The following is a 22668-nucleotide window of genomic DNA, read 5'->3' on the forward strand; positions in this document are numbered from 1 at the left end:
GAAAAATCAATCAGCCCTTTGTTCTACCTCGTTCTTTGAGTCTTATCCTTATCCACTGAGCGTATAAAATAGACACGAGATCTTTCCCCCTTTCCTAATCTTGATAATACCCCCACTCTTTATTCCATCACTTCCCAATGTCACTGATCCTCAATCTGATACTTTACACGCTTATACTCGCTGCGACATCCTCGCTGGCGACCCCACGCAAACCCAAGAACCTCGCCGATAAGTTTTTTTTCAAACCCGACATTGAAGATGCCCGCGTTTCACCGGGGAACCACTCGCTTTCCTTCATTGGGAATAATGGTCAGCGAGCCCTGTTTAGCCACGATTTTGAAACAGGAAAACGCCGCAGCATAAAAGCAGAGAGAGGAAACCAGATTTATGACTACTATTGGGTCAGTCCAGATCAGGTCATTGTTTTTGCCGAGAAGCTCGGAATCCCTGCCGAAGTGTTCTCGGTAAACAGACGCCTGAGCGCCGTAGAGCCCTGTGATTATGTGCAAGTCTACGACCTCATGCCTGACACCCCAGACCGGATCCTCATCAAGGACACTGACAAGAGTGAAAAGTTTTTCGATCTCGAGCTTTTCAATCTCGATTCCGGATCGCGCAAAAGGGTCGCTAAAAATCCAGGACACGTCATTAGTTGGATTACGGATAAGAACGGTTTTGCGAGGATTCGCCAGTGGGTAGATGAAGACGAAAATGACCGATTCGAATATCGACTCAATGAGGAGGCCGATTGGAAAGAGATCCATCTCGGAACCGACTCCTTCGGGATCCTATTCCTAAATGAGCCTGAGAAAGTCCTTTCCTTTCACCGCCCCGCAGGCAAAAACCGAGTGATCGCCCAGGCCTTCGACTGCGCTCTGAATGAATTCTACGGCCCGCGTATCGAAGACTCCGATTACGACCTAATTCCCGAGACCTTTATACTCGACCCCGAGACCGAAGACACTTTTGGCTTTAGCTACCAGTCCGATCGCCGCCGGACCATTTGGTTCAAGCATGAACACCATGCAATTCAAGAGAAAATAAACGCGGCCTTCCCCCACACCTTGAACGACATTCAAGGCTTTGCTCTTGATGAAACGCATGCAGTCATACGCCGACACAGTGACCGCAATCCGGGTGTATGGCTACTTTTCGAGATCGATACCGGCCACACGAAACTAATTGGAAAGGAGCGGCCTTGGATCGATCCCGCAGAAACTGCCTCTACCCAATCGATCACCTTCCCTAATCGGGAGGGCACGCCGATTCACGCCCTTCTCACTCAACCGTCTCATGGCGTTGCCCGGAAAGGCCTCCTCACCATGATCCACGGCGGACCCCGAGCGAGAGACTATTGGGACTGGGATAGCGAGGCGCAGTATTTTGCGGCACTCGGATACACTGTTTTAAAAATCAACTATCGAGGCTCGAGCGAGTATGGCCTTGAGTACAGTCCCTATAGTCATCTCGAAGCGATTCGAAACTCTGTCGTCGATGTAGCGGACGGTGTTCGCTGGGCCATTGATGAAGGCTTTTCAAAGTCCGGTAAGGCCGCTATCTATGGCTCGAGTTTTGGGGGCCATGTAGCTTTGAGAACCGCAGCCGAATACCCCGAGCTGTTCTCCTGCGCCATCGGCTACGCCGGTGTCTATGACTGGGTCAAGGAAATGGATCGGGAATTCGCTAAAGAACCGATCTACTGGAAGCTGAAGCAATTCAAGTACTACGGCGACTACGACAACGAAAAGGAGCTATGGCAGAACGCCTCCGCCGTTACCCTCGCCGACAAGATCCAAGCTCCTGTTTACCTCCTCCACGGTGGCGCCGATGAGATCGTCGCCTCCCGGCAATCTCGACTCATGCACAAAGCCCTCAAAAAAGCGGGCAAGGATGTGACCCTAAAGATCCTCAGCTTCAACAAGCACGGAATGGTCTCCGAAAGGCCCACCATCCGCTTCTACGAAAACCTAGCGAAGTTTATCGGGAGCGCATTGTAATTTGATAAAATGACAGAAAAGCGGGCCTCGCATGTCCACCTTTCAGGTAGGATATACTCCCCTTCTCTACGCGAGTAGTCTATTCCACGTAACAAATTCTCGATCATTCGAAGACCAAACAGCGTTCGCGATCTAACTGATTTGGGCAACTCCCTGAATGATAAAGGAATCCGAAGCTATTTCTTCCATCCATCCATGTCGCTCCGTGGGGAAACCGACTACTCCAAGCCGCAGGCCTTGCGCGCTCTTTGATTCACACTCCGCGCTATTTCTCGAGCTTTCTCTGCCCCGTTAGCAAGCACCTGGTCCACGTAGTCTAGATTTTGCATGAGATCTGTCCGGCGTTCTCGAGCCGGACGAAAGTACTGCCAGTAAAGTTCAAACAGCCGCTTCTTAAGGTCTCCGTACCCATAGCCTCCTGCTTTCAGTTTTTCGACTTCCTCACTGTAGATCTCAGGGGTGGTTAAATGTTTGATCAACTGAATGGCTCGGTTCTCTTCCGCATCCGGCTTGGCCTCGTCTGGAGAACGGCTGTCCATGACGATGCTCATCAGTCGCTTTCGGGTCGGTTTCTCCTCTCCAAAGATCTCTACCGCGTTATTGTAGCTCTTGCTCATTTTCTGGCCATCGAGGCCAGGAATGACTTCCGCTCCTTCGCGAAATGCAGGTTCTGGTACCCTGAAGGTCTCTCCATAAGTCTGATTGAACTTGATGGCGAGATCGCGAGTCACTTCGACGTGTTGTTTCTGGTCACGCCCGACCGGCACGCTGTCAGCATCGTAAATGAGAATGTCGGCCGCCATGAGGACCGGGTAGGCAAAGAGCCCGTGATTAGCGGAAAGGCCTTTGGCGATTTTGTCCTTGTAACTGTGGCAACGCTCCAATCGACCCATAGGGCAGATCGAGGACAGTATCCAGGATAGCTCTACGTGTTCCGGAACATCTGACTGTTTAAACAGCACAGCCTTCTTCGGATCCAAGCCACAGGCCAGAAAATCGATTGCCACCTGCCGTGTGTACTCACGCCTCAAATTCGCATCGTAGAGCGAGGTCATGGAATGATAGTCCGCGATGAAGTAAAACGCGTCTCCTCGATCCTGAAGCTCGATTGACGGCTTCATCATCCCAAAATAGTTCCCCACGTGGAGGATGCCTGATGGCTGTATACCAGAGAGTATTCTCATAATTTAGCTTGGCCTTTGAGTAGAGACCCGCAACGACCAGATCAACCCAGATCTTCATTTTCTTGGGAGATAGGAAACGAGGTAAACCAAGCCCAGCGACAAAAAAGAGGAACGGGTCAAGGTTGCTGGAGGCAACCTAGCCTCGACTTATAGGGGTCTTCGAATCTCGCTTATGCGACATTGGCTTCGTTTGCTGTTCGCTGCCCAGCTTCATTTCGCGGCCGCGATAATGATAGGAGAAAGCGGAAACCTTTTCGGCTTTAAAACCGAACTATATTCGCAGCACGGATCCTGACATTCTCTCAGGTTAGGAAACAATGAAGATTTCGAATGAGGGCTAAGGTCATTAAAATGATACCTTAGAGAACCAACCAGGAAGGGAATAGAGGCGAAATGGTAGGGCCCTGAGTGCCCGAATCAATCTTCCACCGAGGGGCCCGTCGTCGTTCCCTACCCGCTAACCTCGTCCAGCGCCCCACTAATCCTTCAACGGCATCTTGCGATGCCCGCCTTTTTCTAGGTATAGCTTTCCTGGCTCCAGATACCCAGAAAAGCTGGTAGTAGGACCAATCAGGGATCCCTTGCCCACTATCGATCCTGGCATTACGGCGGTATTGCAGCCAATTTCTGCGTTGTCCCCCAAAATGGCTCCAAACTTCCGCAGGCCAGTGTCTACCCGTTCCCCGTCGAGGTTCACTAGAATATTCTTCTGGTCGAAACGAAGGTTGGAAAGAATCACCCCTGCCCCTAAATGGGCACCGCTTCCCAGAATCGAGTCGCCCACGTAGGAAAAGTGCGGCGTTTGGGTCTTCTCCATTAGCAGAGCATTTTTGTACTCGCAGGAATTTCCGATAACGCTGTCCGCCCCGATGATGACGTTTCCGCGAATGTGGGCACTTGGGCGTATCTCCACTCCATCGCCGATCCAGCAAGGTCCTTTGATAAAGCAATAGGGCGGCAGTTTGACAGAATCTCCCAGATAAACTTCGCCCTCAATATGAACGCCTGCAGGGAGTTCACGGATAGCCGTATTGCCCACCAATCCTGAAAGCACTTCCTTGATCTTTGGCAGCCATTCCCACGGTCTGGCTTCTGGACGAAAAAAATCCTGAAACGGCATGCTCTCAGGTAAATCAAAAAAGTCTGCGGCAATCACGAGTCGAAACCTAGAGCCTCGAACGACTTCCTCAAGCGAATGTTCTCCTGAACTCAAATATTAACCAAGAGTTAGCTAGTTGCTATGTTTTTCTCCGCAAAAGCCCCGAAACACTTCAAGTTAATGGGTGATTTCCAAGCATTGTATATTAAAAGAATCATATTATACCTAAACACCTTATAGAAAAAGTTTTATGATTTTATATGGGTCATATCAAAGTGGGGATAAAACAATCACTGCCGTATAGCTGCCACTAAAAGCATTCTACCAGCACTCTGATGTTGGTCTTCTGCAACGGCTGATCTTGCTGAAGCACACCAACGGGGAGGGGGTCAGGGCGGCGGCACCATCGCAATGTATATTTATCGACTGACCCCAGAAAAAATTGTCCCTCAAAGGACCTCTGAAGCCGTTCTTATCCCAGCCTGCGCCTAGCCGCAGCTAGCACAAATACCCCAGCTCCAAGGAGAGCTGCTGTGGAGCCTGTGTCGGGGACGGAGCTGTACTGAACTATAAAAGTATCGCCATTTTTCTCATACGTTCCTATGTTAAACTGGCCAAAATTATGATTAGCTGACGAAAGGTCTATCGTTGCGCTGCCTGAGAACGTATAAATGTTGTCCATACCAAATAAGTCATCAAAAACAATGCGCAAATCGTCATCGTTTGATATGGTTCTACCATTATCAGCGTCCAGGTATATCCTAGTTGCTGTTTCTTCCGTGTAATGACTTGCAGTAATCCCAGATGAAAGATTAAAATATTCATCATCTGGACCAGTGCCGTATGTGATATAATCGCCTATATCAGAAAAAGCCACTTGATTACTTCCATGTGAAATATAAGCGTCACCAGTCGCCGTTACTGTTAATTCGGTAGACGAGTTGCTCGGAGCCGAAATGGTAATAGTTATCGCCGATGCCGAAGCAGGGAGAAGCACTAACAGGAGACTGATTTTGAGCAGATTCGCGGCAAGTTTCATTGCATTTCCCTCATGCATGTATCGCGCCATCTGAAGCAAAATGCACCCTAATCGTGCCTATCAGGGTTCCTTGCAAAAAAGAATAATCTCTGAGACAGGAATACCCTATCCCAGCCTGCGTCTCGCAAAGGCTAGAGCCGCTACCCCAGCTCCAAGAAGGGCTGCTGTGGAGCCACAGCCCACTGTGTTCGCCAATGATGGGCGTTAGCCTTGGACTACTTGCTCGCCCTAAGCTTTCGTAGCAAGCGTACCCCAGCGGCTCCCGCCCCGAGGAGAGCGAGGCCAACGATGCCAGGACCGCTGTCTGGCACTCCAGCGACTCCAGCAACAGTTCCCTGTCCAGCAATGGCTACTTCATTGAGCGTAGAGTTGTAGCCGTAGCTGTTAAGCGTGAATGAAGATGAACCGTCGATTGTGACTTTAAACCAGCCGTTTGTATAATCGCTTGATCCTTGATTAACCCTAAACCCGCCCAAGACTGATGAGCCGAAAAGGTTACTCCAAGCTTGTGATGTACTCTGAATAATGCTGAGCGGCGGCCTTTAGTGTGAGTTCATAATCTCCCTTTGGATTGAGATTCTGGAGTATTTCAATTGCCGCCTTGGCATCGGCACTCTCGCTTGCCGTAAACCGAGTACTGCCAACCCCGTGCTTCTGAACGTGAGTCTCTATTCTCCTAGATTCGGCGTGGGCCTTTGCCTCTGATGGGAAGTGGAGACGTTGACGTTTACCTGTGCGGGAAACGCTCGGAGGCAGATCAATGAACCACCCCCCCTGCTTATTTCTCTTGGGTTTTAGATTAGGTCTTCTTGGCATTTACTGCCACTAAGCTGCCACTAAAACGGGGAATTACAAGCTATTTCAGAGAAGAATGAGGTAGAATGAAAAGTAGCTTCAATACCATTAATATCTCAACATAAGCACTTTACCTATATAAAACGCCTGATAACTTAAAAGTTATTCAATGATTTCCAAGCACCCAAAAATAACCAGTCAACATAGTTAGTAGGTCAATCGGAGATCGGCCGTTTAATATTCCTCCCCGCAAAGATGCTCCTAACCAGCCGGGGCATCAACACCAAATGAAATGCACTAGCCTTTATTAGAGCAAAAAAAGTCCTAGAAAAAAGGACCTTTAGCCCCGTTTAAAGCGGAAAATGGAGCGGGCGAAGAGATTCGAACTCTCGACAGCCACCTTGGCAAGGTGGTGCTCTACCAACTGAGCTACGCCCGCAAATAATGAACGGTTAAAATCCATTTCAAATGTCCTAAGTCAATAGAAAATTCCAGATTTTGAATTTGGCATAGTACTAACGGTAAACCTATTCACGAACCATTAGCGGCCGTTGATCCTGCTGTAGCTGACTAGGAATCCGCAACCTTGCTCCGTCACCGATCCACCACATCCAGTTCAGGCCATTGCTGCAGCTTGCGGTGAAGTGTGCGGCGACTGATACCCATAAGCTTTGCTGCCTTCGTTCGATTCCCCTTGGAATCCGCCAGGGCCTCACGCAGCAAACGCTTTTCATTCTCTTCCTTATCCAAAGGTGAAACGATTACCCGCTCCCCATCGATCCTAAGCGACTCTCCCCGGAATTTTGCTTCTAAATCATAATCGTGAATTACGCTCCCCCGGTGAATCACCACCGCGTTCTCTGCGAAATTCCGAAGTTCGCGAATATTTCCCGGCCACGAGTATCGCCGTAAGCATTGCATCGCGCCTGTCTCAAAAGTCGGTGCCTCAATTTCGTTCTCTTCGGCGAACTCCAGCAAAAAGTGATTCAAAAGTACTGGTAGATCCTCACTGCGATCCCTTAGTGGAGGCATCGTGATCTGCACCACATTCAATCGGAAGAACAAGTCTTCTCTGAATGCACCTTCCCGCACCATCTCCTGTAAGTCCCTGTTGGTGGCCGCAATCAAGCGCATGTCTACTGTAATGGATTTAGAACTACCAATGCGCTCAAACGTACGCTGCTCTAAAAAACGGAGCAGTTTGACCTGAGTCGACAAACTGATTTCGCCGATCTCGTCCAAAAACAGGCTTCCTTCGTGGGCCAGTTCAAACCGGCCGATCCGACGCTCCGCCGCTCCTGTAAAGGCACCCCTCTCGTGCCCAAAGAGTTCGCTTTCCAGTAGGTTAGCAGGCAGTGCCGCGCAATGGACCGCAACAAAGGGACCTTGCGGTCGATTGCTGTTTTGGTGGATCGCTTGCGCGATTCGCTCCTTACCCGTACCCGTTTCACCCTCGATCAAGACACTCGCTTTCGAAGGCGCCACTAGCTTCACCCGCTCAATGACATTCTTTAGCTCAGCCGAATTTCCTATAATACCATCAAAACTGTACTTCACATCCAGCCGCTCGTGCAGTTGCTCGACCTCCACCTGGAGCGTTTTCGACTCAAGAGCGCGTTTCGCTAGTATTTCCAATTTTTCCAAATTGACCGGTTTCGTGAGGAAATCATAGGCCCCACGCTTCATCGCCTCAACCGCTGAGGGCACATTTCCATACGCCGTCACCATGATAACCGGTGGTCTGTTTTTTAGCTCCAACGCTTTGTCAATGACCTTGAGACCCGACTTTCCGGGCATTCGCAAATCCGTCAGAATCAAATCGAACGTCTCACTCTCCATGAGTGTGAACGCCTGATCCGCATTCTCTGCCAAATAGATGTCGTACTGATCCTCCAGAACTTGCTGGAGCCCCTCGCGGGTGTGCCGTTCATCATCGACAATCAAGACAGTTGGTAGCATGTCTCTCGTTAAGAGCCTAAACCCATAAGGTCAATGAGTAATTATGACACAGTTGTTCAACGTGCATTAACAGCACAAGCCCCGGGCCAATAAGGTGTAGGGCTAAGCAGCAATTATTCTAGCATGCGAAACTTTTGATTTTGCTTCGGAAATTCTAAGGTTACTAGCGTCCCGATTCCTTCCTTGCTATCTATGCCAACTTGTCCCCCATGCTCCCGCATAATACGCTGAACAATCATCATACCAAGACCCGTGCCACCTTTTTTTGTGGTATAGTAAGGCTGGAAAACATGGGACAGGTCTTCGTGCTTAATTCCTGAACCCGAATCTCCGAACCGAAGGTAGAAGCGCTCTTCATCGGACTGGATTTTGACTCGAATAACACCGCCCGGCTGCATCGCTTCCATCGCGTTTTTGGTTACGTTGAAAAACACCTGCTTTATTTGCTGCTTGTCCGCTCGAACTATCGGGCTTTCTGCGCCAGTATCGATCTCCGCTGTGATACCACGGTCTTCTAATTCGTTGGACTGAAACTCAAGCGACTCCTCTAGCACCTCGTTTAGATTGAGGGTCTGGAAGTCTGGGATTTGCGGTCGAACCGCTTCGAGAAAATTCTTGATGATCCCATCCAGTCGCGAAACTTCATTACGACATACTTCAAGCGAGCCAGCTAGCTTTTCATGGGCAGGAGTCTGCTCAAGCTTTGCCAACTGGCGTTCCATCAGTTGGAGATGGATGGTTATCGAATTGAGCGGATTCCCCAGCTCATGCGCGACACCAGCCGCCAAAAGCAAAATCGAACCTACCCGTTCTGACTCCATCGATTCCCGAGTTGATTGCTTCTCGATCGTTATGTCCGACAAAATCACGACGAATCGCGCATCGCCCCCCTCCTTGCCTTCGCCTTCAAAGGGCAAAATATAGAGTCGAACGTATCGATTCTCCGGGTACGTTAGCTGTAGCTCCCTCGAGCTCACGGACGACTCCAACCGAGCTCCCTCGTCTAGTCCGAGCGATCCACGCAATTCCGGAATGAGGCGCCACAAAGAGGCCTCACCAACATCCTTATCCTTGAGTCCTATCATGCGGTGACTAGCCATATTCGCGTAATCGATAACGCCCAGGTCGCTAATCACAAGTATCCCCTCGAGCGCCGTATTGAAGATGGTTTCAAGCAGCTCCCTCTCACGAGCGAGCTTTTTGACTAGATTGGTCAGATTGATTGTGTCCAGAGAATCGATCTGCCCAAGAACACGGTCCAGCGACGATTCCTTCTTTCCAAACTTCATGGAAAGGCTAGTAGAATCAAAAAATACAGATGGCAATCTTTCGTCGCAAGGAAAGCATCTCCTCCAACCCCGACGAACCAGTCACATTCACCGCAAATCAAGTAATACGCGAGCACCCCACCAAATCTTGTTCATATAGTATACGACGACATCATCACACACGTGTTAGTTTTTCGCTTGCCTTTCCCTTTTACGGTTATTGATTGATCTGCAAATTATGAGCTCACTTCAGCTAAGACCTTCAGAAAAATGCAAATACGATTGTGTATCACTGGGCGAAATCATGCTTCGACTCGATCCGGGCGAAGGGCGAACAAGAACCGCACGGTCCTTCACCGCTTGGGAAGGTGGAGGCGAATACAACGTATCGCGTGGTCTCCGTCGCTGCTTCGGATTCAAGACCGCCGTTGTGACGGCTCTGGCAGACAACGATGTGGGCCGATTGATTGAAGACTTCATACTTCAAGGAGGTGTCGCAACCGACTATATTAACTGGGTTTCCTACGATGGAATCGGAAGATCTACTCGTAACGGACTCAATTTCACCGAGCGTGGCTTCGGGATACGCGGAGCGAAAGGGGTTCCCGATCGCGGCAACACGGCCGCGTCGCAAATGAGACCGGGCGACGTCAACTGGGAGACTCTTTTTCGAAAAGAAGGCGTTCGATGGCTGCACACAGGTGGAATTTTCGCCGCTCTGAGCGTCACCGCCGCAGACCTTGTCATCGAAGCCGCCAAAGCAGCCAAGGCCGCTGGTACCATCGTTTCCTACGATCTCAATTACCGACCTTCCCTCTGGAAAGACATCGGCGGCATAAAAAAAGCCCAAGAGGTAAACCGCGAAATTGCCCAGCACGTGGACGTCATGATCGGCAATGAGGAAGACTTTACCGCCAGCTTGGGCTACAAAATCGAAGGCGTTGACGAATCCCTATCCAATCTGGAGACCGACAGCTTCAAAGCCATGATCAGTCGAGCGGTGGAGGACTATCCCAATTTCAAGGTCGTCGCCACCACCCTTCGCGGCGTAAAGACGGCGACCGTTAACGATTGGGGCGCGATTTGCTGGGCGGATGGATCTTTCTACGAAGCCACCCACCGTCCCGAACTTGAGATACTCGACCGCGTAGGCGGCGGGGATTCATTCGCTTCAGGACTTATTTATGGCCTCATCACAAAGGGTGATGCCGCTCAAGCAGTTGAATACGGAGCTGCTCATGGCGCTCTCGCGATGACAACGCCTGGCGACACTTCCATGGCAACCGTGGCCGAAGTAGAAAAGCTAGTCGCGGGCGGATCCGCACGTGTTGACCGATAACAACCCCGCGGGCCAAGACAGCCTGTCTCAACGATTTGAGCCAATCGCTAGCCCAGCAGCCAATTCTAGCTTTCGAGCGATAGAGGCAAAAAAATTTAAAAGGTTCTAATGTTTTTGGCCCTGTGCTTTGCTATGCAAGTTTGCATTAGCGGAAATTCTAGATAACTGATGAATATCTTCTACTCGCCTTTTGTATGATCAGAAGTCCGGTCCTGCTTGCCTAATGCAATTTTTCACATTTTGCTACCGACCTGATGAGGAGATATTTAGGACTTAGCCTAGTGGCTTTAGTTTCCGGTGCTTTACTTTTAGGAGGTTGCAAACGCTCTTCGGTTGCCGTTTACGATGTGCCGAAGGAATCGGTTGCAGCCACTCCTCTGGCTGCGGCCGCTCCCATTTCAGCCCCCACTGAGAGTGGCTGGATCCAGTGGACTAAACCTGCCGCTTGGACCGAACTCGCTCCCACGGCTTTTCGCAAAGGAAATTACCTTGTTGAGGGCAACGACGGGAAAAAGGTCGAAATCACCGTCTCATCCTTTCCCGGAGCCGTTGGTGGCACTCTGGCGAACGTAAACCGATGGAGAGGACAGGCCGGACTTTCTTCCATAAATAGCGAGGAACTATCCCAAGGGCTCACTGAGGTTCGAATCGACGGGCACGACGGCGAAATCGTGAACATCCTTCCCGACAGCGACGACCCCGACGCCACTCAGATTGTCGCCGCCATATTCATTTACAAAGGGGAAAGCTGGTTCTTCAAAATGTCGGGACCCCAACAGGGTGTACGTTCGCAAAAACCAACCTTCGATCAGTTTATCGATGGTCTCAAGTTTACGGACGCCGCGTCCAAACGTGGGTCTTCAGCCGCCAGCAGCGAGGCACCTAAAGAAGCTGTCCTCGCATTCGATGCACCTGAGGGCTGGGCTGAATCCGACGGCTCGTCCATGCGCATTGCCAGCTACGAAGCACCCCTAGAAGGATTTGAGCCCGCAGATTTTTCAATCACCAGTTTTCCAGGAGATGCCGGTGGGATCACGGCCAATGTAAATCGCTGGAGGCAGCAAATCGGACTTCGCCCCTGGAGCGATTCCGAGGTTAATTCTAAACAGGAAACTCTCGAAGTTGGGGGCCTCGACTTTGTGCTTTTCGACCTTAAACCGCAAACGGACGCAGACAAGGAACGTGTTAAAGAACGCATTCTCGCAGCGATTTTCAAACACGACGGGAAGAGCTGGTTCTACAAGCTCCGCGGCGACGTTTTCCTTGTGGAGACACAACGCAGTAAATTTAGGCAACTTGTCCAGTCATCAAGATTCGAAGCGAGCATTTCTAAGAATTAGCGAAGCCGTACTATGAAGCCTTTCATCAAATTCTTTACTTCATTTGAGCTGGCCATATCCTGCATGGTTCTGGGGTTGATCCTCGTCTTCATTGGTACACTGGACCAAGTCAACTTAGGGATTCATGGAGCGGTAGAGCAGTATTTCTACACCTTTTTTGTTTACTGGGCAATACCTGGGAGCGAAATCACTATACCGTACTTCCCTGGTGGATACACAATCGGGCTCTTTCTACTCGTCAATTTAATCACCGCCCTCGTTGTCCGATTTCGCTACTCATGGAGAAAGTCTGGCGTTTTGATGGTCCACATTGGAGTGATCACCCTGATTGTCGGCGAGCTAATTTCCAGCATGATGCAGGTCGACAGCGCCATGATTATCGACGAGGGCGACTCCTCCAATTTCTCGGAAGACCGTCAGATAATGGAACTCGCTGTAATAGACCACAGCGCGTCGAACAAAACCGACCGCGTTTACGCGTTCCCTCATGAAATGATGGAGACGATGCAAGACTGCAGGCACGAGGAACTTCCCTTCAAAATCGGGTTCAATCAGTATATGGCGAATTCGGTCATCCAGCGGAGAGACGAAAATACCCCCAGCAAAGCACTCATCGCAAACCAAGGAATCGGGCTGAACACGTTTGCCCAAGAAATTCCGAAGACGGGAAAAATGGACGAAGTGAATCGTACTTCAGCCATTTTGACTATCTTTGACGATTCGGGCGAGGTGCTCGGCACTTGGCTCACTAGTCTGGGATTCCCTCCGCAAAAATTCACCTTTCAAGAAAAGGAGTACTCTTTAGAAATCCGTCGCAAACGCTACTACTACCCGTTCGATATCCATCTCAACGATTTCAGTCATGACCGGTATTTGGGAACAAATATTCCGATGAATTTTTCGAGCGAAATCGAGCTTACACACCCGGTAAGAGGCGAAAAGAGAGAGTTTCTCATCTACATGAACCACCCGCTGCGGTACAACGGCCTTACCTTTTTCCAAAGCGGATTCGCCAATGAAGACACAACCACAATCTTGCAGGTCGTCAGCAACCCTGGACGCCACCTGCCTTACCTGTCCTGCGGGCTCATTTTTGTTGGACTCACTGTCCAGTTCCTAATCGGACTCATCTCATTTGCTGGAAGGCGCCAGAAGAAATCATGAAAAAACGATTACCCGCCATTGTCGCAATTTCGTTTCTCCTCTTGTACTTTGCTTCTAACTACATGAAGCAGTCTCCCCGGACGGAGATTGACTACACCGCATTCGGCAAAACGTCGATCCACCTCAACGGACGTATTCAGCCCCTAGATTCCGTGGCTCGGAACGCGCTTCTTGGCATTCGGTACAAACGGACTTTCATCGGGGACGACGGGAAGAAAACCCCCGCTATTGTCTGGCTCACGGAGCTAATGATGCGGCCAGATCTTGCCCACGACCGCCCGGTATTCAGGATTCAGGACGAGGACGTACAAGCACTACTCAAGCTGCCAAAAAAGCCCAGTACTCGGAGTAAAGTGATGATCGCCCTACTGGGTAAAGGGAGTGAGCACTTTTACTTTACCTTCAACGAGATAGGTCCCTCCTTGAAGGTCATAAGTGAACAAGCTCAAAGGGCGGGTGAATTGGAGGACGCCCAGAGGTCGCGCTTTCAAAAGGCGGTTATCCAACTCGCCAGGGCCCTTTCGAACTACACGGGACTGAGCCAATCGATTCATCATGGACAGGTCGCCTCCTTCCGACAAGAACTCGAGGACCTCGAAAATTTTGCTCCTGCTGGGGTGGAAGCAGTGAACAAACGACAGCTCGGGCAAGAGTACGACGAGAATTCCTTCAACCAAATGATGAGCATTGGGTTTCTCTACCAAGGCTTCGAGCAGTCAAGCAAACTGCTCGTGCTTCCTTCAGAGGACGCGAATGAGGATATCGAGTGGAACAAGACCAGCACCCTACTCCGCCAAATATTGCAACAAGGCCAGGCCAACGAGATTGTGCACAGCTACGCCAAAGTCGTGGACGCCTACCGAAACGAGGATGCAGCCGTATTTAATGAGGGCGTTAAAGCGCTGCACGCAGACCTTAATGGCGTCGAACCGTCCCTCATGCCGCAAGCAGGGGTAGAGCAACTCTTTAACTTTTTAGAGCCGTTTTACATTGCTGCTGCAGGATATGTGATCGCGTTTTTAGCCGTGATCGTATCATGGGTGCGTTGGCCGAAAATATTAAATCAAGCCGCTTTTGGACTGATCTGCACCTGTGCCATTATCCACACTGCCGGGATCCTGTTCCGAATATACATCATAGGATACGCGCCAGTCATCAATCTTTACTCATCGGCTATATTCGTCGGCTGGGGAGCGGTTCTCTTGGCAATCGCACTCGAGTGGCTTTTCAAGAACAGTATTGGAAACGCGACCGCGGCAATAATCGGCTTTTCCACCCTCCTGGTCGCTCACCATTTATCTGCCAGTGGCGACACGCTTGAAATGTTGCGGGCAGTACTCGACAACAATTTCTGGCTAGCGACGCACGTGATTATCATTACACTGGGTTACTCAGCTACTTTCCTCGCTGGTTTCATCGGATTCATCTTCATTCTGATGTCCGTCTTCTCAAATCGAGTCGACAAGAAGACCGCCCGCACATTCGGAAGCATGGTTTACGGCATCGTTTGCTTTGCCACCTTGTTCAGCTTTGTGGGCACTATCCTTGGGGGCATTTGGGCAGACCAATCGTGGGGACGCTTCTGGGGCTGGGACCCGAAAGAGAATGGAGCACTTCTCATCGTAATTTGGAATGCCATCATACTCCACTGCAAATGGGCAGGGTTCGCCCGCACGCGAGGGATCATGATTCTGGCCATATTTGGCAATGTCGTTTGCAGCTGGTCCTGGTTCGGCACAAACATGTTGGGAATCGGCCTCCATGCCTATGGCTTCATGGACGAAGCCTTCACCTATCTGGTCGGATTTATGGCTGTTCAGGTTTTAGTGATGGCAATCGGATCCGTTCCCACTCGATTCTGGAAAAGCCAAATTGGCTAGAGCATTTTCCATTGGGACGTAGCAAAGGCCGGGTGGGACGCCGCAGAGTGGAGTCAGTTCAATATATGCGGCTGGCCGCGTTGGCCGAGCTCTTTCCGTGTTGGCAGAACTCTCTATGCCACGACTTATAGATTGGCGAAGACTCAATGAAAAATTCTCGCGGCGGCCAAAAACAGCCGCCGCCCTATATCGCTATTCCCCTTTCGTCGCGCTCTCCAACTTCAAGTCGTCCCCATCCAGCAAATACTTAACAGTCATTCCATCGTCCACCCTGCCTTCGATAATTGCTCGAGCGAGAGAAGACTGAATGGACCGTTGCATGAATCGCTTAAGGGGTCGAGCGCCGTAGACCGGATCGAATCCCTTTTCCGCAATCCACTCGACCGCATCCTTTTCGAGAACCACGCTGATACGTCGATCGGCCAGCGTCTTGTTCAAGTCGGCCAGGAGAAGAATCACGATCTGCTCGATTTCCTCGAGTGACAATGGCTTGAATATAATTGTTTCATCTACCCGATTCAGGAACTCCGGCCTGAAATGGCCGCGTAGTTCGGAGAGCACTGAGTTTTCAACCGACTCAGGGATTTCTCCATCGATTACTCCCTCTAATAAGTACTGGCTACCGATATTCGAGGTCATAATGATGATAGTATTTTTAAAGTCGACCATCCGACCCTGCGAATCTGTCACGCGCCCGTCGTCAAGTATCTGCAGCATCACATTAAATACGTCTGGGTGAGCTTTTTCGATCTCGTCGAAAAGCAAAACCGAATACGGTTTGCGACGTACCGCCTCCGTCAGTTGCCCACCTTCTTCATATCCCACGTAACCAGGCGGGGCGCCGATCAATCGAGCCACCGCGTGGCGCTCCATATACTCGGACATGTCGATACGGACCACCGCATCCTCACTGTCAAACAAGGTCTCGGCCAAGGTCTTCGCGAGTTCAGTCTTTCCCATCCCCGTAGGGCCTAGAAAAATAAAACTACCAACCGGTTTACTGGGATCTTTGATTCCTGCCCGAGCCCGTAGGACTGCTTCGGATACGAGCCGAACCGGTTCGTCCTGCCCAATCACGCTCTCGTGCATGATCGACTCAAGCTGGAGCAGCTTCTGCTTTTCCCCCTCGATTAGCCGAGTTACCGGAATCCCCGTCCAACGGGAAATGATGTCGGCAATTTCCTCTTGCGAAACCTCCTCTTTGACCAGCGAACTTTCGCTTTGATTAGCCTCCGCATCTGCGAGCGTCGCCTCTAGTTGGGGAAGTTTACCGTGTTTCAGCTCTGCAGCCTTATTCAAGTCATAAGCACGCTCCGCCCGCTCGATCTCAGCTTTGGTCGCCTCGATCGATTCCCGCAATTCTTGTAGCTCCGAAATCGATGCTTTCTCGTTCTGCCATTGTTGACGCTGGGCGGTCTCCTGCTCTTTCAGGTCCGCAACTTCCTTACGCAGCGTTTCAAGACGTGTCTTGGACGCGTCATCCGTTTCCTGCATCATGGCTGCTTCTTCAATCTCCAGCTGCATGATCCTTCGTGTAAGGGCGTCGAGCTCCTCGGGCATGCTGTCCATTTCGATCCGGATACTCGCGCACGCCTCGTCAACAAGGTCGATGGCCTTGTCCGGTAAAAACCGGTCGGAAATGTACCGATCCGAAAGCACCGCAGCGCTTACGAGCGCGTTGTCCTGAATCCGCACCCCATGGTGGACTTCATAGCGTTCTTTCAGTCCCCGCAAAATCGATATCGTATCTTCGACATTGGGCTGCTCCACTAGCACGCTCTGAAAACGTCGCTCCAATGCTGCGTCTTTCTCAATATGCAAACGGTACTCGTCCAATGTCGTAGCTCCGATACAGTGCAGCTCGCCTCTCGCGAGCATCGGTTTTAGAAGGTTGCCCGCATCCATGGTGCCTTCCGCCTTTCCGGCCCCGACAATCGTATGGAGTTCGTCGATAAACAAAATGATCTGTCCATCGGAACTTTTCACTTCCTGAAGGACCGCTTTCAAGCGTTCCTCAAATTCCCCACGAAACTTTGCACCAGCGAGCAAAGAGCCCATGTCGAGTGAAAACACCGTGCGGTCCTTCAGTCCTTCGGGCACGTCCCCTCGCACTATTCTCTGAGCCAGCCCTTCCACAATTGCGGTCTTTCCCACACCTGGTTCACCAATGAGAACCGGGTTGTTTTTTGTCTTACGGGATAGGATACGGATAACTCGGCGAATCTCATCGTCACGTCCAATAACCGGGTCCATCTTACCGCTCCTAGCTCGCTGGACGAGATCCATTCCATATTTCTCGAGAGCTTGAAACGTGGCTTCAGGATTCTGATTGGTAACTCGCTGGTTTCCTCTCACTGATTGAAGGGCGGGAAGGACCTTCTGCCTATCTAAACCAAAACTACGGAGTAGATTGGCCAAAGCCGAAGGCTTGGCAACTTCTACCAGCGCCAGGAAAAGATGCTCCACACTAATGAAGTCATCCTTGAGATTAGCGGCCTCAGTCTCCGCCCTCGTGAATGCGTCATTCAATGACGGCGTTATGAAAATCTTGCTGCTGTCAACGGATCCAGAAACGCTCGGCAGCTTGTCAATCACCCGATCCAAGCTGAGAGCCATCGCATTCGGTGTGATTTCCAGCTTTTGCAACAGGCCTTGGACAATTCCGCCGTCTTGCAGTATGAGAGCTGAAAGTAAGTGAAGCGTCTCCACTTCGTTGTTCTTTTTTCGCCGCGCGATTGCCTGCCCTTCGGTCAGAGCATTACGGGCCATTTCAGTGAGTCGATTTGGGTCTATCATTGGGCTTTCCTCCGAGTCCGGCTGTGCAAAATCCATACCGTAAACAAGTAGGCGAATTATCCCAGCTCAATTGATGCGGATATCGATATTTATAATATGTTAATGACTTTAATACAATGGGTTATCTCCCCTCAAGTCGCATGCTAAAGCTTTTCAGAGAACTTGAATGGGAGGTATGGGATGTCGTTAAAAGCGACAGGCTGACTGCGACAAATCTCTCACTGTGTCTTATTGGCACAAATCATGAGTCTAGCTTGTTGTATTTCTAACGACTGTTATCTGGTGGGGCGATCTTCAACAAAGCAGAGTTTAAGCGAATTACTATCGCTCATCCCAGAGATAACCAATCCCCGGGCTATTAGCATCTTTCCATCCGTAAAACAGGAATAGATCGTCAAACTCACTCGTCAGTCCATCTGAGACGAACTGAATATTCTGATACCGCATTCCTGGCTTGGGGGTCAGGTCTTGAGCCTGTATCCAATCCTTCCCACCGTCGCTTGAAATCCACTTCTCGACCCGCTGTCCCCAGCCGTACTCGTCCATGTCTTCCTCGACAATCGACTCCCCGCTTCCGGTAATCATATAGGCATGGAAAACACCCTGCCCATCTATTTGGAGGCAGCTTGCATTGAATGGGTGCAGCGTTTTGGTGATTCTTGTCTTCTCCCACTTACCTGCTCTGCGCTTCAAGAAGTAGAACGCGCTATCTAGCGGGGTCTCCTCGGATACGGGTAGAAGAAAGTGAGGGCTATCATTCTCGTCCAAACAAATCGAGGGCCCCACCGCTGCCGGACGTTGATCCGTATCCCAGACCAGACATTGCTCATCCGCTATTTTCTTTCTTACAGGCAGCTTGATCTCCTCACCATCGATATTGTAGCCTTTGCCGGAAGGAAGATCGACATAGAGATAGTATAGGTTGTAACGCTGCGTGTGGTCTCCTAAGAATTCATCATACCTCGTATTAAAAAGAGGGTCCTCAACTTTCCAAATAAACGCCACATGAAGGCACTTTCCATCGGCGCTCACGGCAGTTGTGTTGTAGGATCCCGAATAAGCGGCGTGGTCCCCATCCTGCGGATCGGCCCCGAGGTTCACCACCGGATGACCGCCACCCTGCCAGCGATTTCCTCCGTCGCTGGAGATATGATACTGCCAAAACCCCAAGTGGCCTGAATAACGCGTATAGACAAGCGTCTTGTCATCGTAGATGCGATGAATCTTGGGATAGGAAATTGACTCAGAGAAATCGATTCCTCGTCGCCATTCGGTCGAATCCCCCGGCCTTTTGGAAACTAGGTGGATCCCCGTGGTGCGATGGCATCCAAAAAGTGCATGCAAATATCCCTCTGGATCCGACCAGATGACAGGTGCAAAATGGTGGTCGCGCTTGTAGTGCTTTGCATCGATCTCGTCTTCATACCCTTGGATCAGAGAAATCGGTTCAGAGAACTCCCGCGTCTCCATATCGTAGCTAATGCAGTATGGGAAACCCTCGTCGCCTCGCCACACGATATGCGTCTTGCCGCCTGCCGCAACTGCCAGCGGATACTGCCGATTGTCATAGAACATCTTGAGGCCGCCATTTTCAGCAAAAGGGACTGCTCTCATCTCTTCCCCAATAACAGCTTGCGTCGCAGACAAAAGGCAAAGTGCGCCAAAAACCACTTGAGCGAGCCTGATACGAGGTGGTAAAGCCGGTATTGGGATATTCATTTTTAATCTTCTTCGCTCTTTCGCTAAGTCACTTTTTGGAAATATCTTTTTTTGTGCAACCTAGCGGGTTACCTCAGAAAGTCGAAAGAATTAAAGATTCTCCGTATTGCTAGAAGAATCCGGCAATCTCTCATGAAAGCCGGCTGCTTCAAACGCTATATTCTGTATGCCGTTGGTGAAGTGATTCTAATTTTAGTCGGCGTACTCATCGCCGTCTCGCTCAACAATTCTAACAACTTTTGGGTCAAACGATTGCAAGAGCAACAAATTGTGGTTCGAAACAGCAACGAGTTCAATGCTGGTATGACACTATTTCTTAATTCTAGCCTTCGGTTTAGTGTAGCATCAATGTACTCGTAATCTCACCGGGCATACTGGGAATATGGTCAGCCGCTATAATGGGTTACTTGGTTGTCGAATTTCTCGCAGGGTGACTTCTCTGAGTCGGCAAATGAAGGCCACTCCCCTCCAAGGTCATAGAGTTAGCCGCAGGCTGTATCAGCCAGCTTTGCAGGCTACAACAGTGGCTGAAATGATTCCGGTAAGGGCGAGGATCTAGGTCTATTTTGCGTCATTCGCTCCTTTTGTGTCATTTTGGACCTAATAAGGTATCCGAGAAAGCTGAGGAAGCGACTCAGGCTTGTAGAGGGTCGCCATGTTACTCGAGATGGCATGCAAGTGGATGTCTTGCAGGCGCGTAGCGATTACTCAAGTCCTAGCTGATCACCTTGAGGCTAATTACAGCTACAACGGAGCGAGCACGAATTTACGCCAGGCGATTTGACAACCCGGACCAGTGATTCGGCAGTAGTCGATTTATTAGCATAGCTAATTCGGATTACTGAAGAGCCACGGAATCAATCAGTGCAGCGATGCGAAAGAGAGCGGGCGAGTGAAGCTGCTAAGTCGAACCGCATGATCGGACTTATGCCTCTCTGTATTTGCTTCGCTGATCAGCGATGGAACTCTTGGCTTGGATCAAGGTAGCGTGCTCCGTAGATGACTTCATGACCACCGACTTCGAGGGCCCCCAAATAGGGAGCTTTTCCGTTGAAGTTATCATTTACGTTGCGGATCACGACCCCCGTATCGACTGCCTTCCTTCTGGGTTGAGGGTGCGGCTGACGTTCGACTGGAGTGATACCACAATTTGAGACCCGACCAATACGGGATCGATGCTTCGATGGCGGGCGGCACCATGACCCGTGATACCGTGGACGATGATGTCGACTGTGTCGGCGCCTGAATAAGCGGTTTTCGATCGGACGACTATTTTTCCAAGAGGGATCCCTGAGGCGACGTTAAGGGCGAGGGCATGATCTGGTTTGGGGAATCGTCTGTAGAGACCATCTTCGATCATCGCTTTGGCTCCGCCGACAGGCTCCTCGGCCGGTTGGTAAATCAGAACCAAGGTCCCAGACCACTTGCCCTCACGATTCATTAACTGACGGGCAGTGCCAACGAGTGCGGTAATGTGAAGATCGTGACCGCACGCATGTATGACGTTCTGGCGTTTCGTGGAAGCGCAAGGCAGACCCGTTTTTTCCTTAACAGGCAAGCCGTCCATATCCGATCGAATCATGACGGTAGGACCATCACCATTTTTCAATAAGGCTACGACTCCGGTCTGGCCAACTTCTTCGGTGAAATCGTAGCCCAAGGCTCTAAGCTCGCTTGCCATTCGTTTGGCGATCTCGAATTACACAAACGACAGTTCCGGATTCTGGTGAAAGTGAATGAACAAGTCCTTTAGGTTCTCCTGGTAGTCGGCTTCTATCGATTCGCGAAGCGTTGCAGCTTGGCTAAAGGAAAATACCGAAAGCACAAGAGCTGCTAATTTTAGACGCTCAGGTGTTTTCATATTGGGGAGGTTGGGGTGTGACAGAAGCGGTTGTCAGTTTTTACTGAGACGTGGGATTGGCGTGTCTTCAAATAGGATACGAGATTCTTTGAGTATATTGGAAATTTTTTCGGCGTGTGGACTATTCCGGAGGGCTTCGCACATCTTCTTTTCATCGTAGTCTTTCACGATATGCCCGGGGAACCAGTGATCGGCAGTGCCTAGCATGTTGTAGCGCCACTTAGCGAATTCGTTTAGATCGAGGGCCTTGGCCCAAGTCCAAAGGCGGACCACGTCTTTTACGTTAATCTCACTGGGAACTTTATCCCATTCGGGCAAACCGGTGTGCCAGGTGTCATGCCAGTCGGGGCCACCCACACGCGCAACTTCCGCGTAGATTTTCTCGAGGGTGGAGGCGATTGCGTCTTTCGCGTCGTCGTAGTGTTCCAAAGCTTTTATATGTGTATCGAAATCTGAGGGACGTGCGGCTCCGCAGCTGATTGTATGCACATTGGGGTTGGCCCAGCAAAAGAGGTCGTTGAACACCATAGGCTCGAGCGGGTGGCATAGGTCGACAATCTTTTGAGGGGGATTGTAGAGCCTCCCACCTTTGTCGTTCGGACTTATGATGAAAACCCCCATATCCTTTTTGGCGGCCGCTTCGATGGAGGGTCCATTGAGTTGGGCAATAAGGTACCAGTGGAGGTTTACGTAGTCGAAATTCCCCCGCTCGATGAGTTCGGTTATTTCCTCATTAGAAGCATGGGTTGAAAATCCGATGTGTTTGACCCGGCCTTCTTCCTTGAGCTTGTAGGCTTCCTCGAGACAACCTCCTGGACGGAGAGCGCATTCCATCAGTTCCCGATTGTTGATACCGTGCAGACTAAACAGTTCCACGTAGTCATGCTGCAAATACTTCATGGACTTCTCGAAGACCTTACGAAACTCCTTTGGGTCTTTTTGGGGGGCAACCTTGGTCTGGAGAATGTAGGATTCCCTAGAAAAATGCTTCAAGGCAAAGCCGAGCTGCATCTCCGAACTTCCGTATCCTCGGGCCGTTTCAATGTGATTGATGCCCAGTTCGAGAGCGCGGGCTAATATCTTCTCAATGTTCTCCTGTCCATCGCGAGGGACTTCTCCCCAAAGAATGTCGTCCCATTTGTGCTGGTAGCGCATTCCCCCGCAGGAAATAACGGGCATTGAAATTTCAGTTTTCCCAAATCGTCGGTATTTCATATGTTCAAAAAGG

The 22668-nt window shown here is 50.4% G+C and carries 18 protein-coding genes and 1 tRNA gene; 5 read left to right on the forward strand and 14 right to left on the reverse strand.

The window, feature by feature from the left end; translation table 11 throughout:
- The first annotated feature begins 137 nt into the window (after positions 1 to 137).
- Positions 138 to 1997 (forward strand): alpha/beta hydrolase family protein, encoded by a 1860-nt coding sequence (locus GA004_RS10105; protein ID WP_283393737.1) that lies wholly within the window; start codon positions 138 to 140, stop codon positions 1995 to 1997.
- A gap of 218 nt (positions 1998 to 2215) precedes the next feature.
- Here GA004_RS10105 and trpS read toward each other — a convergent pair whose 3' ends face one another.
- The 9 genes from trpS to GA004_RS10145 form a co-directional block, all read right to left on the reverse strand.
- Entirely contained in the window at positions 2216 to 3181 is a 966-nt protein-coding gene (gene trpS / locus GA004_RS10110; RefSeq protein WP_283393738.1) for a tryptophan--tRNA ligase, read from the reverse strand.
- A 478-nt stretch (positions 3182 to 3659) separates the two neighbouring features.
- A complete protein-coding gene (locus GA004_RS10115; RefSeq protein WP_283393739.1) occupies positions 3660 to 4394 on the reverse strand; it encodes an acyltransferase in 735 nt (244 codons plus the stop codon).
- A gap of 358 nt (positions 4395 to 4752) precedes the next feature.
- The gene (locus GA004_RS10120) at positions 4753 to 5319 is read right to left on the reverse strand and encodes a VPDSG-CTERM sorting domain-containing protein (RefSeq protein ID WP_283393740.1); all 567 of its coding nucleotides are present in this window, start codon (positions 5317 to 5319) and stop codon (positions 4753 to 4755) included.
- A gap of 105 nt (positions 5320 to 5424) precedes the next feature.
- Positions 5425 to 5502: a VPDSG-CTERM sorting domain-containing protein gene (locus tag GA004_RS18210; RefSeq protein WP_425492931.1), complete on the reverse strand. Its 78-nt coding sequence runs from the start codon at positions 5500 to 5502 to the stop codon at positions 5425 to 5427.
- A 32-nt stretch (positions 5503 to 5534) separates the two neighbouring features.
- Positions 5535 to 5795: a hypothetical protein gene (locus tag GA004_RS10125; protein WP_283393741.1), complete on the reverse strand. Its 261-nt coding sequence runs from the start codon at positions 5793 to 5795 to the stop codon at positions 5535 to 5537.
- Positions 5796 to 5814: 19 nt separating this feature from the next.
- The gene (locus GA004_RS10130) at positions 5815 to 6135 is read right to left on the reverse strand and encodes a hypothetical protein (protein ID WP_283393742.1); all 321 of its coding nucleotides are present in this window, start codon (positions 6133 to 6135) and stop codon (positions 5815 to 5817) included.
- Between the two features lie 342 nt (positions 6136 to 6477).
- Positions 6478 to 6553 (reverse strand) — tRNA-Gly (locus tag GA004_RS10135).
- A gap of 155 nt (positions 6554 to 6708) precedes the next feature.
- Positions 6709 to 8073, reverse strand: coding sequence for a sigma-54-dependent transcriptional regulator (locus tag GA004_RS10140; protein WP_283393743.1), 1365 nt, complete (start codon positions 8071 to 8073; stop codon positions 6709 to 6711).
- Between the two features lie 113 nt (positions 8074 to 8186).
- Positions 8187 to 9362 carry a two-component system sensor histidine kinase NtrB gene (locus tag GA004_RS10145; RefSeq protein WP_283393744.1) on the reverse strand — a complete coding sequence of 392 codons (1176 nt, stop codon included), beginning with the start codon at positions 9360 to 9362 and terminating at the stop codon, positions 8187 to 8189.
- 217 nt (positions 9363 to 9579) lie between these two features.
- Here GA004_RS10145 and GA004_RS10150 point away from each other — a divergent pair, with 217 nt between their 5' ends.
- The 4 genes from GA004_RS10150 to GA004_RS10165 all read left to right on the forward strand — a co-directional run bounded on the left by GA004_RS10150 (position 9580) and on the right by GA004_RS10165 (position 15064).
- Entirely contained in the window at positions 9580 to 10680 is a 1101-nt protein-coding gene (locus GA004_RS10150) for a sugar kinase (RefSeq protein ID WP_283393745.1), read from the forward strand.
- A 254-nt stretch (positions 10681 to 10934) separates the two neighbouring features.
- Entirely contained in the window at positions 10935 to 12020 is a 1086-nt protein-coding gene (locus GA004_RS10155; RefSeq protein ID WP_283393746.1) for a hypothetical protein, read from the forward strand.
- Positions 12021 to 12032: 12 nt separating this feature from the next.
- Positions 12033 to 13184 carry a cytochrome c biogenesis ResB family protein gene (locus tag GA004_RS10160; RefSeq protein WP_283393747.1) on the forward strand — a complete coding sequence of 384 codons (1152 nt, stop codon included), beginning with the start codon at positions 12033 to 12035 and terminating at the stop codon, positions 13182 to 13184.
- Positions 13181 to 15064, forward strand: coding sequence for a cytochrome c biogenesis protein (locus GA004_RS10165; RefSeq protein WP_283393748.1), 1884 nt, complete (start codon positions 13181 to 13183; stop codon positions 15062 to 15064). Before GA004_RS10160 ends, GA004_RS10165 begins: the two co-directional genes overlap by 4 nt.
- Before the next feature lie 192 nt (positions 15065 to 15256).
- Here the strand turns inward: GA004_RS10165 and clpB are convergent, their stop codons facing one another.
- The 5 genes from clpB to GA004_RS10190 all read right to left on the reverse strand — a co-directional run bounded on the left by clpB (position 15257) and on the right by GA004_RS10190 (position 22619).
- Positions 15257 to 17857 (reverse strand): ATP-dependent chaperone ClpB, encoded by a 2601-nt coding sequence (gene clpB, locus GA004_RS10170; protein WP_343218850.1) that lies wholly within the window; start codon positions 17855 to 17857, stop codon positions 15257 to 15259.
- Between the two features lie 324 nt (positions 17858 to 18181).
- Positions 18182 to 19579: a BNR-4 repeat-containing protein gene (locus GA004_RS10175; protein WP_283393750.1), complete on the reverse strand. Its 1398-nt coding sequence runs from the start codon at positions 19577 to 19579 to the stop codon at positions 18182 to 18184.
- Between the two features lie 1075 nt (positions 19580 to 20654).
- A complete protein-coding gene (locus GA004_RS10180) occupies positions 20655 to 21272 on the reverse strand; it encodes an amidohydrolase (protein WP_286662642.1) in 618 nt (205 codons plus the stop codon).
- Between the two features lie 6 nt (positions 21273 to 21278).
- Positions 21279 to 21440: a hypothetical protein gene (locus tag GA004_RS10185; protein WP_283393752.1), complete on the reverse strand. Its 162-nt coding sequence runs from the start codon at positions 21438 to 21440 to the stop codon at positions 21279 to 21281.
- A 33-nt stretch (positions 21441 to 21473) separates the two neighbouring features.
- Positions 21474 to 22619 (reverse strand): aldo/keto reductase, encoded by a 1146-nt coding sequence (locus tag GA004_RS10190; RefSeq protein WP_283393753.1) that lies wholly within the window; start codon positions 22617 to 22619, stop codon positions 21474 to 21476.
- Positions 22620 to 22668: the final 49 nt, after the last annotated feature.

Source organism: Candidatus Pelagisphaera phototrophica, assembly GCF_014529625.1.
Lineage (GTDB): Bacteria > Verrucomicrobiota > Verrucomicrobiia > Opitutales > Opitutaceae > Pelagisphaera > Pelagisphaera phototrophica.